The 12,686-nt window shown below is 57.4% G+C and carries 10 protein-coding genes; 3 read left to right on the forward strand and 7 right to left on the reverse strand.

Features of this window, described 5'->3' with window-relative positions:
• Positions 1-160: 160 nt before the first annotated feature.
• Positions 161-1,051, forward strand: coding sequence for a hypothetical protein (locus M4951_RS22485; protein WP_262023849.1), 891 nt, complete (start codon positions 161-163; stop codon positions 1,049-1,051).
• A 129-nt stretch (positions 1,052-1,180) separates the two neighbouring features.
• Here M4951_RS22485 and M4951_RS22490 read toward each other — a convergent pair whose 3' ends face one another.
• The 7 genes from M4951_RS22490 to M4951_RS22520 form a co-directional block, all read right to left on the reverse strand.
• On the reverse strand, positions 1,181-2,494 hold the full coding sequence (locus M4951_RS22490; protein WP_262023850.1) for a Gfo/Idh/MocA family protein: 1,314 nt from the start codon (positions 2,492-2,494) through the stop codon (positions 1,181-1,183).
• A 66-nt stretch (positions 2,495-2,560) separates the two neighbouring features.
• Complete coding sequence (locus M4951_RS22495) at positions 2,561-4,096, reverse strand: LamG-like jellyroll fold domain-containing protein (protein WP_262023851.1); 1,536 nt, start codon at positions 4,094-4,096, stop codon at positions 2,561-2,563.
• A complete protein-coding gene (locus tag M4951_RS22500; RefSeq protein WP_262023852.1) occupies positions 4,093-4,626 on the reverse strand; it encodes a sigma-70 family RNA polymerase sigma factor in 534 nt (177 codons plus the stop codon). The genes M4951_RS22495 and M4951_RS22500 overlap by 4 nt, the downstream gene beginning before the upstream one ends.
• A gap of 161 nt (positions 4,627-4,787) precedes the next feature.
• Positions 4,788-5,408, reverse strand: a complete 621-nt coding sequence (locus M4951_RS22505) for a hypothetical protein (RefSeq protein WP_262023853.1) — start codon at positions 5,406-5,408, stop codon at positions 4,788-4,790.
• A gap of 146 nt (positions 5,409-5,554) precedes the next feature.
• Entirely contained in the window at positions 5,555-5,944 is a 390-nt protein-coding gene (locus M4951_RS22510) for a hypothetical protein (protein WP_262023854.1), read from the reverse strand.
• A gap of 44 nt (positions 5,945-5,988) precedes the next feature.
• Positions 5,989-6,912, reverse strand: coding sequence for a DUF1559 domain-containing protein (locus M4951_RS22515; protein ID WP_262023855.1), 924 nt, complete (start codon positions 6,910-6,912; stop codon positions 5,989-5,991).
• Between the two features lie 297 nt (positions 6,913-7,209).
• Positions 7,210-9,429, reverse strand: a complete 2,220-nt coding sequence (locus tag M4951_RS22520) for a dienelactone hydrolase family protein (protein WP_262023856.1) — start codon at positions 9,427-9,429, stop codon at positions 7,210-7,212.
• A gap of 407 nt (positions 9,430-9,836) precedes the next feature.
• Here M4951_RS22520 and M4951_RS22525 point away from each other — a divergent pair, with 407 nt between their 5' ends.
• Both M4951_RS22525 and M4951_RS22530 read left to right on the forward strand, forming a co-directional pair.
• Positions 9,837-11,180, forward strand: a complete 1,344-nt coding sequence (locus M4951_RS22525; RefSeq protein ID WP_262023857.1) for an MFS transporter — start codon at positions 9,837-9,839, stop codon at positions 11,178-11,180.
• A gap of 141 nt (positions 11,181-11,321) precedes the next feature.
• Entirely contained in the window at positions 11,322-12,668 is a 1,347-nt protein-coding gene (locus M4951_RS22530; protein ID WP_262023858.1) for an MFS transporter, read from the forward strand.
• The last annotated feature ends 18 nt before the right edge of the window (positions 12,669-12,686 follow it).

The raw sequence follows: 12,686 nt of genomic DNA on the forward strand, positions 1-12,686 counted from the left end.
TGACACTTCCCGATTCTGGCGCCTCCTGCGTTTTTAGGGGAAACAGGTAAACTCGTGAGCCCTTCGGTTCCGAAGATTCTTCTCATAAGCATGCCGGCAATGCTTACGGTCACCCCTGATATGCGACGCCAGGCGTCGAAGCCGGAAGGAAAGAAAATCTGTGCGACTCTCGATCATCATCCCGGCGCTGCATGACGCGGCGCTGCTTGAAGAGACGATGCTGTCGGTGCTAGAAAATCGCCCCGCCTACGCCGACGTTGTTGTCGTTCACACCGGTTTTTATACCGACCCGTACGAGCTGGCCGGCGAAGTCAAATTCGTCGAAGCCCGCAGTGCCGTTACCGATGTTCAGTGCTGGATGATTGGCGCCGCTGCTTCCAGCGGCGAGATCATCCACCTGCTCGCGTCTGGCGTTGTCGCCACGGCCGGCTGGGCTGACGGGGTACGGTCAATGTTCGCCGATCCGGCAGTTGCCGCCGTTTCGCCTGCGCTCCGCTGTGACGACGCGATTGCGTCGATCGGCGTCGCGGCCGACTCGCTTGGCTATCGGCGATTCCTGCGGCTGGAAGAGGGGAAATCGCTGGTCGGGCCAAGTCGCCTGGCCGCGTTTTATCGCCGTAGTTGGCTAGAGCCGCTACTTCCAGCCGCTGCGTCCCTGGGTGATCAAGCAGCCGACCTAGACATCGCCTACTCGCTGAAGGCGCAAGGTCTGCTGAGCCGGCCAACCACTGCGTCGCAGTTGATTGTCAAACTCGCCGCTTTGCAGCAAGAGCGCGATTTCGCCGCGGCCGCAGCCGCCGAACGCCTGCGTGCACGGCATCCGCAACAGTTGGAAACAGCCGGTTACTGGAACCAGGTATTCGCTCAAACGTTGAAGGCGTTACCCAGCCCCAAAGCAATCGGCGTGTTGATGGGACATCTCAGCGGCGCTCGCGGAGAACGTCCTGTCCCCCTTGAGCCAGCCGAGATCGACCGGCACGAATCACCCGCAACCATTCGCATGCCGCAGCGAGCGACATCGCCATCGCACAGCGACCGCGCCGCCGCCTAACGCGGAGAACAACCCGAGCAATCCTTCGAGACCTACCTGCGCCCGCACGCAGGTTTTTTTATGCGCCGCAAGCGTCTTGAACGCCTCGACCAGTCTGACGATGACTGGTCGGGGCGCCCAGCAAGCGGTTTACGACACGGTCCAGTCGCGAGTTCCCCGCGAACGCAGCAAATTCGCCTCGTCGTCGTTGACGAATTCTTCCTTCACCGGATCGAGCGTCAGCTTGCGCTGCAAAATCCAGGCAATCGCCGCGGCGTGGCTCGCGATATGCGAACGTCGCATCACGTCCTGATTAGCGGCGGTCATTTGGCGCGTGCGCATGCAGTCGAAGAAATTGCGCGCGTGGGTCGAAACATCGAGACCATTTACCCGCTTCATCGCGTCAGGCAATTGCTTCTGCAGCGACTCCGGCTCGATTACAATCTCGCCGCTGTCGCCGGTTTCAACCCAACCCTGATCACCGACAAAGCGGACCGGACAAGTACCGAGCCGCGTAATGTAATGCGGTTCGCGTTTGCCGAACGGCTGCGGCAGAAAATCGAGCACCAGCTTCACGCCGTTGGCGTAATGACAAACGATGTTCTCGTTACTCGGCACATATTCGATCGGCATCGTGTCGTCGGACTGATTGGCCCATTGGCACAAGTCGACCGTATGCGCGCCCCAGTCAAGCAGTCGCGCCCCTGAATCAAAATCCCATTGTCCGCGCCAACCGCCGCCGACATATTTTTTGTTGTAAGGTCGCCAAGCGGCCGGGCCAAGCCACATATTCCAATCGCAAACATCCTGTGCCGGCTCCGCTTCGCCTGGTAACCAACTGTTTTCTAGCACCGGTTTGTAGACCGAAGCATGCAGCGTATGCAGCTTGCCAAGTTTGCCGGCGTGCGCGATTTCGACAGCCTTCTTATAGTTCGCAACGCTGCGGCGCTGCGTGCCTGCCTGGAAGACGCGCTGCTCGCGATGCATCGTGTCGGCGAGCTTTTGACAATCGGCGATCGTGATGCCGCATGGCTTTTCGCTATAGACATCTTTGCCGGCTTCGGCGGCCAAAATCGACGCGGCCGAGTGCCAGCGATCACCGGTCGCGATCAGGACGGCGTCGATGTCTTTGCGAGCAAGAAGTTCACGAAAGTCTTGATACAGCACGCAATCGGCGTTGCCATAGTGCGAGTCGACCAACGTTTTGCCGGCATCGCGGCGACTTGCCTGCACGTCTGCGATTGCAACGCATTGCACATCTTGGAACGGCAACATCGCTTTCAAATCATAGGTGCAGCGAGGACCGATTCCGATGACGCCGAGCGTGATCTTATCATTCGGCGCAACCTGGCCATCGGCGGCAAATACGGTCGACGGCACGATGTTCGCCAGTGAAACGGCTGTCGCCGCCGCGGTAGAAGCGACGAGAAAATCACGTCGTGAGGATTTATCCGAAGCAGTCATGAGGCGTTTTCCTTCGCAAAGGGGTGGGTAACTAAGAAGTCACATGCGTGACCGTAAAATCGTGGATCAATTTTGCTTGTGGGGGAGCGTTTCTCCAGGATGCTCGAAGAGGTAGTGAATCGCTACCTCATCCAGCGCGCGCCCATAAAGCTGGACATCATCGAGCTCTCCCCCCAGGAATTGCTCTTCTTGGACATGATTCGAGGGAACGCGCCCCAAATAGGCGGACGTGGGGTTCTTCAATTGAATGGGAGCAATCGCCCGCGTGTTGATGACTCCCCCCATTCTTTTGGGTTCGATCAGCGCTCGACCATCCAGATAGAGAGTAACGCTGCCGCCGCTGACCGAGACGGCGACGTGGCGCCAACGATCGGGCAGCCATGGAGGTACGCTCGCCGAAATCCGATCGAACCGATCTCCCTGCTGCCAGCCGTAGTAGAGCCAATTTTCTTCCAACTCAAATTGAATCCGCTGCCGGTTCGTCCCATCAGAAACAGAGAAGACGATATCGTTCGCATTCCGCACCCACGCGGTGAGCGTAAACGCATTGGTGCTAGTCAGCGCTGACAAATGCTCACTAAAGTCGACAAAGCCGTCGACGCCAAGCTCCAAGGCCTGACCCGCTTTTCCCGCTCGCGAGCGCCGGCTAGTCGGCATGTTCAGCTTGCCATCGAAGTGATGGGGGGAACTGTCGGCGACGATGGTGTCATCGGCATTCTCGTCCAATCGCCAATGCGCCAGCAACCGCGGATCGGCCGCTCCCCCTTGAATCGACGTGATCTCGCCTGACGAATCAATCGCGGCCGACTCTCCGGCGCTTAGCGATTGGATGCGATTGGCTCGGCCGGCGCTCGACAAATACAAATCGACCAGGCCGTCGACAACATTGATTTCGGCGGCGCCTGACTGCTCACTGACTGACAAGTCGAACTCCGTTCCCAGGTCAACAACTTCCATCGACGCGGTGCCAACGGCAAAGTCACGAGCACTTTCGGGTGCATGCACGCGCACGGCGCCGTAGTTCAAAAATCCCCGCAACGGCGAGTCAATGGCGAACGATGCGGGACCATCGATGTTCACCGTCGCGCCGCTGCTAAACGTCAATTCGATCGTGCCAGCGTCAAGATTGATCCAACCTTTTTCCAGCGCAGCGCCAATCTTTAGCGCGCGGCCAAAGGGGTCGCTCCATTTCGTACCGGGACCGATCGACGTCAACGTCGCAATCGCGACATCTTCAGGCGGCTCGTTTTGGACCCCCAATCCAAGCGGAAAACCGATGAACAGGCCAACCAGCAAAGCGGCGATCGCCAATAGCCAACCATGCCGCTGCAAAAAATGGGTTCGGATTGATTTCGGATCCAGCGCGCGCGTTTCATTTTCAGCGAAAGCAATCGCGGCAAGAGGATCGTCCATGCCGGGAGTCGCCGTAAAACGCCAAGCCAGATGCGCATCGATCGCCTGATAACGGACAAATTGCTCAAGCGCCTCGGCGTCGCTTTGCAGCAACTCGTTGAGCTGAGACTTCTCTGCGGCGGACAGTTCGGCCTGTTCCATTCGCTTCAGCAACTGCGCTAGTTCGTCGCTCGGCTGACGTTCGCTCATGATTGCCCTTCCGTCGCTAGTTTACGTTCAATGCAACTCGCCAATCGCAGCCGGAGCCGATACAACAGATCGGCCACCGATCCGGCGGTCTTCTCTAACTCGTCGGCGATCTGTGCGACAGAAAGTCCATCGGTATAACGACGCCGGAGAATATGAACGCGACTCTCATCCAGATCGCTCAGACAACTCTCGAGCGCTGCAAACGAATCCTGCCATGTGCGGGCCGCTGTTTCGGACTTGGCGGCGACCAAACTGACCACTTCGTCGGTCAGCACCAGGCGATCCCGTTGCTGTCGCTTGCGAAACGCCAATACTTGCAGCCGAGCGAAGCGGCACGCCCAAGGCCAGAAGTCGAGCGTCGCATCGTATTCGCTCCGTTTTTTCCACAACGCCAAATTGGTTTCGGAAAGAATATCGCGGGCATCGGTTGCGTTGGGCGCCAGCGTCAAGACAAACGCAAACAGTCCCGGCTGCGCCGCCGTCATCCGCGCGACGAATTGCTCGTTTTGTGCTTCGGTGGGGTCCAGCATGCAGGGATCAGTACGCGGATGGCCTAAAAACATGAACGCTGCGAAACGCAGGCGACTCGAATTGAAATTAGCCGTGCCGTCGCGATCCATCAGACGAAAAATTGCCGATTACCACGAAATTTCGCAGAATTTCGAGATTACTCGCGTATTCGGGACTGAGATTACGTCAACAATCTCGCTTCCACACGGCAACCGAATAGTGTCGCCAGGTCGACGGCCAGCGGCTGTTCTTCACTCCAGCGACGGGGGCGCCCTTCGTGAAAGAAGTCGCCATAGTGAAATTCGATCATCGCCCAGGGATGCCCAACTTTGGCGTCGTAGGTTCGCTCGATTAGTTCAATTGGCTGCGAGAAGAGATGGATATCGAGCGTCGGCGCAACCATTTCATGCGGATCAAGCGACTCGGGCAATTCTCCATCGGGCCAGATGTCTTCGTTGGTGACCGGTTGCAGCAGGCCATCGATATCCCGTCGCAAACAGCGCGGCTCAAACGCCCAATGAAGCCACTGAAGATTCGGGTCGGCCCAAACCCGCTGATCGCCGGTATTGGCAAATAACGTCTGCGTCGCGTGCGTCTCTTGGGGAGAGTGGATCGGCGGAGCAAGCGGTTCGTGCAGGTAACCATGTTCCACAAACGCATGAACGATCTTGTCGGCAGTCGCCGCCAGATCAAGCGTCTCTTCAGGTCGCGGCGGACGCGGACGAGGAGTTGCTCCGAACAAGGTGCGCGAGAGCCAACCTGGCTCGTACGGTTCTTCCGTGATAATGACAAAGCTGCCCATGCGGTTGGTCCGAATGAGATGGAAACCAGAAGTTGCAAAACAAGGAGTTCCATCTTATCGCAAATTTCGGTCAGCGCAAAAACAAGGCGAACCCCGCATGGGAGGTTCGCCGATGGAAGGGGGAGCTTACTTCGATCGATCCGGTTTTACTTAGTCAGGTGAAAATCAAGATCGTCACGATCGGCGTCGACGGTAATCTTCATTGCCGACTTGTCGTTGAATTTTTTGGACAAAAACGACTCGATCTCTTCGACAGGTTCGCCCGGATTTGGTTCGACGATCCTTCCTGTTTTCCGGTAGCCTTTAATCTGAACGAGCTTTTCCCCAGGCGAAGTTTTCAGATCGTATCTGCCGTCCGTAACCACCGAGTGAAAACTGGCGCCGACGCCGTCGGCGTCTTGGAGCAACAGTTCGCCATTTTGCAAGGGAACGCCGTTGTACGAGATCTCCCCTTGCAGGTGATACATGGGCGCCTGGCTGGGACCACAAGCGGCGCAGGCCAGCAAGATCAAACCGATTGGCAATAATAATTTCATCACAATTCTCCAACGTGGAAGGATCGTAGAGAGAGGATGCGACGCTACTCCGAGATCACCTCGGAACCAGCGCGCGTGCTGAGCGCCTTCCATGTTTGCAGCGAAATCGTATTGCTGAAGAACGCCACCGCGCCGTCAGCCGTGGTCGCCATCACGCCGCCAGGATGATAACTGCGAGCGAAGTTTTCCTTTTCATCGGCGGTGCTGATGGAGACGCAAGGCGCGTGCTCAAACGTTGTGGTTTTGCATTCATAGATTCGATCCGGCACGGTGGTATTAGGGCCTTGCGCCGTTGTAAAACCGTACGACCCAGTCGGCGCGCCTCCCCAATAGCCTCCAGCGCCGCCCCAGCCGTTGACGCCGGGCCGACAGATTGATTCGCTAAAAACGAGCGTGTTGGAGGTTCCGTCAAGCAGTGACGACATCTTGGTTTTCGATTGGTGATAAAAGGCGCCCTGCATCAATGTCGAACTGGTGCTGGTAGCGGCGTATTGATAAAGCATGTAGCCGTCGCCGGTGCAGGCGATGTAATTGCCCTGGAATCCGCCGTCGACTTTCGAACCGGCCCCTCCCATCGCATCTTGCTCAGCTTCGGAAGGACAACGAAACGCGGGCAGCTGCTCCGTCTTAAAGCTGCCCGTCATGTTGTGAACATACTGATTCGTGTCGGCTTTATACTGATCGGCCAGGTTGTTCAGTTCCAAAAATGGCAATAGCTGCTGCATCCAGGTATCGCGCCGATGGTACGTGCCGACGTCAAAGTATCCATGCGGAAAGATTTGAAACGTGTCGTGATAGTTGTGCAGCGCCAAGCCAAGCTGTTTTTGCTTGTTGCTGCAGCTCATGCGACGAGCGGCCTCGCGGGCCTGCTGCACCGCCGGAAGTAACAATGCAATCAATACGCCAATAATGGCGATGACCACTAACAATTCGACGAGCGTAAAACCACGATGATTGCGTAGACGCATACCGATCCCTTTCCGGGGCAGGGAGAATAGGAAGAATCGCAATGACTTATGAAACAGCCGATGGCGCCAGCATCGCAAACCGCGACGAACATCAAGAGTCGCCCTTAATGTCACGTGATATCATCCATTATAGAATGACGCGTGCAGGGGGGGCTGCGCATTTGTTATCCACGACTACCCAATTCTGCGCAACTGCCGTGGAAACGTCAATCAATCCTGGGATAAGTTGTAGCGGCGCGCCCTGTCGGGGAAAACCGAGCTGTCCAAGTGGGGGCCCTGCGCCGCCGCATCTCGCCCTTACGGCGACGATTGCGGCCAATTCAGATGTTTGCTTAAGAACGCAAACGTCCCCTGGCTGTGAATCTCGTGCCCGCCGATAAACCATTCGATCTCAGCGCGATCCGTGAGATGCAGTTTCGCCTGGTAAAGGTTGCGTACTTTGGCGAACTCGTAGGCGATCCACTCGTCGTCGCCGCAGCCGTCGAAATGTCCGCGTTCGACCATGAACGGTCGCGGACAAATCAGCGCCGCCATCTCGGCGTAATTGAATGTGCTCCCCAGGTCAAACTCATAGATCTCGTACTCGCCGGCCCAGACATAACTGAACTTGTGCCGCGTGGTCGCGGTCTTCAGCACCCAATCGTTGAAATCGCCCGAGCAAATCGAAAGGCAATATTCCGGCACCAGCGCCGGGATCCGCATCGCTGACTTCCCGCCATAGCTGAGGCCATAGAAGGCGATTCGCTGGGGATCGACATTGGGTTGGTCCTTCAGCCAATTGACGATCTGCTGATGCTGCGGCACGATCGTCGAGAACAACGTCTTTCCCAGCGCGTTGGACTTGCGCTGCAACGTGCGAAACTGATCTTTGTGGATGTACGGATTTTGCGGAGCGAAGACGATGTAGCCTTGTTCGCACAGGTTCGATGCAAAGTTGTCGTACGCGGCTTTCTTGCCATCAAATAGATCGGTAGGGCGTCCCTCTAAACCGTGCTGACAAACGATCACCGGCCGCTGTTCTCCCGGTTGCAAATCCTTCGGCAGCATTAGCACGCCATAAGCGAAGACATCGGGAAAGACGTCCAACGCCACTTCATAGCCGACCCACTTTTCTTCGTCCCAGGTCTTCCGCGACCGTGCGTTGAATGGAAGCAAAGGCTGATCAAAACGGCCAATCACGTCGTCGTAGAAGATCTCGCGGTACTTCTCGACGCTCTCCACATATGCGCCGACCGACGAGGTTTTCAGATCTTTGAAAAAGTCTTTCCGCCGAAAGTCATTTGCGCGAATCAGCGCCTGGTCATACTCGTCCATCTCCTCCATTTGTCGCTGCTGGCGAACGGCGGCGTCGATCGTGCGCACCACTTGGATGGCCGAGTCGCCGCTGGCCAACTCGCCGCCAGCCGGCAAAAACGAGGCCAGCATTCGGCCGTAGGGACGGCTGACATGATCGCCATCGGTGGGACCAACGATCAGATGGTCGTCGCAGGCGGCCCTGGCGATTTCCTGACTGACCTCTTCGTCGGTAGGCGTTGTAATCTGGCCAGGTGCGCCCCCTTCGCCGGGCAATGTGACGGTCGGATGGGCCGAACGTTCGATCACGCAGGGGCGGGGCCAGATCATGCTCAGCAGTTCTGCGTCTCCGTAACGCTCTAACCGCCCGAAGATATTGCGAGAAATTGGTTCTCGCCAAATCTGTTCACGCGGTGCGATGTATCCGCTGATGCAAACACGATCGATGCGCTTGTCGAGCGCAGCGCTATAGAGCGCAAGCATCCCTCCTTCGCCGTACCCGATGACGCCGATTTCCGCGTCATCCCGCCCTGCGGCGAACCAATCGACGCAAGCCAATACCTTTTGAATTTCGTAGCCGATCACGTGCCGCCCTTGGACAAACGATGAGCGATAGACATACTCGCGATTCGAAAGATTCGCACGGCCGGCGCGCGGCGACATTGCGCGACTGACCAACGTCGGGATAATCACGCGGCATCCGCTCTCGGCCAACCGCCGGGCAAACTGCGACTCGGCAGGGATACCACCGACCAGTCCGGCGATCTGCTCCGGCGTTTGATCGGCGTCGGGAATCGCAATGATGTCGGCGACAACCTTTCCCTTGGTGGGAACGAACAGCAGGCCTTCGCCATCGATATTTTTTAAAACAGGCCAGCGCACGGCGTAGACGTCGTAGCCATTTCCTTGAGCGACCAAGGCCGAAGTCGCGGTTGTCGCCAACAAGCTGGGAGCGTCAAACGGAACGCGCGGCTCGCACACGCCTAATCGCTGCGCCAATCGGGCTCGGTTGGCGGCGATCGCTTGTTCGTGCAACTCCGGCGAGGAGAAATTCCACTCCCAATGTTCGGCGCGGCTCGCGACTGAAGCTTCGATTTCGTCCAGCAAAAATCGATCGATCCCGGCTACCATCTGCGCAGCAATATCGCCGTGCATGGCCAGCGGCTGCGTGCCGGGAAGATTTTCGGCGACGACTCGAAAATTCGTCCCGCTCAACAGCGCCATGAATACTCCAACTGCAATGCACTTGGTCCACATCGTGACGCCTCTTTCTTGGGTTGGAGTTCGGGATCCGCCGCACATCCCGATTGCTTGCCGCCTACTTTTTGCAGCCGAACAGAACCACGGCAATACCTCGTGATATCTACGCCATTTTAGTCCGTTCCCCGTTCGGGGAACCCCTCCTTTTTTTTCCCTTATCCGGCGATTGTGTGCGCATTCTGCCTGCTCTGCGCTTCCTACCAGTATTACTCACGGCAGGAAAGACGCGCCGAGACGAACGATTCCGACGACAGTCATAATTGGGGGAAAGAAAGAGCCGAAAGTTTTTCTCTCTGTCGTAGGCAGCGCCGGGAAACAGCGGGTACGATTCTTACTAGTCTTCGCCCCACCGCCGTTTGCATCGAGTGCGCATGCCAAGTGATGACGATTCGCAATCGCCGCCCCCTGAACATTCCCAAGTGGAATCAGCGCTGCACAATCGCAATTTTCGCCTGTTCGCCAGCGGCCAGGCGATCTCGCAGACCGGCACGTGGATGCAGTACACCGCGATGGCCTGGCTTACCTACGAGCTAGGTCATTCGACGTTTGTCCTGGGATTGGTCGCGTTTGCCGGTCAAATACCGACATTCTTTCTGGCGCCAGTCGCCGGCGTTCTGTCGGACCGTTTCAATCGTCGCAGCGCCTTATTGGCTTTGCAATATCTCGCGCTGCTGCAAGCGGCGATGCTTTCAGCGCTGGTGTGGACGCGACAAATCAATCAGTGGGAAATCATCGCGTTCAGCCTGGTGCTAGGGGTCATCAACGCATTCGAAGTCCCGTTGCGACATGCTTTTTTGGTCGACATGATTGACGATCGAAAAGAGTTGCCTAGCGCCATCGCAATTAACTCGTCCGTCGTAAACGGATCTCGATTGATCGGGCCGTTTGTCGGCGGTCTGCTATTAGCGACCATGGGCGAGGCGTTCTGCTTTCTGATCAACGCGTTTACCTATGTGCCGGTGATCGCGGGCCTATTCATGATGCGCAATCTGCCAAACCTAACACCGGCGTCAACGATCGAAATGCGCGATGGGATTCGCGATGGATTTCGGTATGTCTGCGGATTTCCCCCCATCTACGCGCTGCTGTTATTTATGTGCCTGGTCAGTGTCATGGGAATGCAAGGCTCGGTCGTCTTGCCGGCGGTGGTCGAAGATCTCGTTCACGCCGGTCCTGATCTGTATGGAGCAATGACCGGTGCAACCGGCGTCGGCGCGATCCTAGCCGGCATCTATCTGGCCTACCGAAGTTCGATCGCCGGATTGGGAATACGGATCGTGCTCGCGGGAATCGTTTACGGCGGTGGAATGTTGGCGTTTACCTGGGCGACTGGCGCCTGGGGAATGCTGGCGATCTTGGCGGTGACCGGTTTCTCGCTCATGTTGATCAAGGCCGGCGGAAATATCGTGCTGCAATCCATCGTCGACGAAGAAATGCGCGGCCGCGTGATGAGCTTCTATACAATGGCCGTTCTCGGCACCGCGCCGGCCGGCAGCTTGATCGCTGGAACCATCGCCCAATACTATGGGCCGATGGCGTCGATCACAGTCAGCGGTATCTGTTGCCTGGCGGGGAGCGCCGCGTTTGCGTGGATGCTGCCAAACTTGCGAAGGCTTGCTGCTCCGAAGCTAGAACAGAACGGGATGATGCCGCCGCTCGGCGATCCCCTCGAGAGTTTGACCGAACAGCCGTTGCCGCAACGCGATAAGACGTAGGTCGAGCTTTCCTCCAATGGGTACAAACGGGGTAGTAGATGAATAAAAGTTCATCTGAATGCTCTTGTCTCTAACCCTTTGCGTGCGAATTATTTAAGGAATACACCGCACCCTTAGAGCTTTGAGACGCCGCAGCACGCCATGACTCGCAACTTCCCCCCTTCGCAGAGCGCCGCTTCTGGATCTGCGGGGATTGTGCGCGCGTTGGCCCATCGCAACTATCGCTTGTTTCTGCTGGGGCAAAGCGTCTCGCTGATCGGCACGTGGATGCAACAAACGGCGCTGGCCTGGATCGTCTACGAGATGACCAATTCGCCGCTGCTGTTGGGAGTTGTCGCGTTCGCCGGTCAGATTCCAACCTTCTTTCTGGCGCCGGTGGCCGGCGCATTGTCGGACCAGATAAGTCGGCGCCGGACATTGTTGTTGACGCAAACGATCGCGATGACGCAAGCGGCGATACTGGCAGTATTGATGTGGACCGGGCACATCGAAGTCTGGCAGATCATCGTGCTGAATTTGATTCTCGGCGTAACCAATGCGTTTGACATGCCGACGCGTCAGGCCTTTTTGGTCGACATGGTTCCGCAACGGAATGACTTACCGAATGCGATCGCTTTGAATTCGTCGATCGTCACCGGAACGCGTCTGGTCGGACCATTCACTGCTGGTCTGCTGCTCGCTGCGTTTGGTGCGGTCCCCTGCTTTATGTTCAACGCGGTTAGTTATGTCGCGGTGATCGGCGCCTATCTGGCGATGCGTGATTTGCCCCGACCGCGTCGTAAGACCGGATCGAAACTGGGCGCCGGAATCGCCGAAGGTTTTCGTTACGCGTTTGGTTTTCCACCGATCTGTGCGTTGCTGCTGATGATGGCGCTGGTCAGCATGATGGGAATGCCGATGTCGGTCTTGCTGCCGGCGGTCGCAAGCGACGTTTTGCATGGCGGCCCTGATCTGTTTGGCCTTCTGACCGGCGCAACCGGAGTAGGAGCGCTAGGCGCTGCGATCTATCTCGCTTCCCGACGGACCGTACTAGGGCTAGGAAAACGCATGGCTTTCGCCGGCATGGTCTACGGCGTTTCGATGATTTGCTTCGCTTTTTCGACGAACGTGCCGCTCTCGCTTGGCTTGTTGATGATCACCGGATTCGCTCTGATGATGCAGATGGCCGGCGGCAATACGCTGTTGCAAACGATTGTCGACGAAGACAAACGGGGCCGCGTGATGAGTCTCTATACGATGGCGATTATGGGCACGGCGCCGATCGGCAGTTTAATCGCCGGCGCCATCGCAAGTCGTTACGGCACTTCGGCCGCGATCCTGATCAGCGGCGTCTGTTGCTTGGCCGGCGGCATCGGTTTCGCATTCATGCTGCCACGGCTGCGCAAACATGTCACGCCGATCTTCCGGCGCAAAGGGGTTTTGCCCGCGCTCGCTGAAGGCCTAGAGACCAGCGCCGAATTACAGTTGCCGCCAGAGCAAGCGGCGTAGCTCACCTCGACTTGGGTC

It is taken from the genome of Blastopirellula sp. J2-11 (assembly GCF_024584705.1).
GTDB lineage: Bacteria > Planctomycetota > Planctomycetia > Pirellulales > Pirellulaceae > Blastopirellula.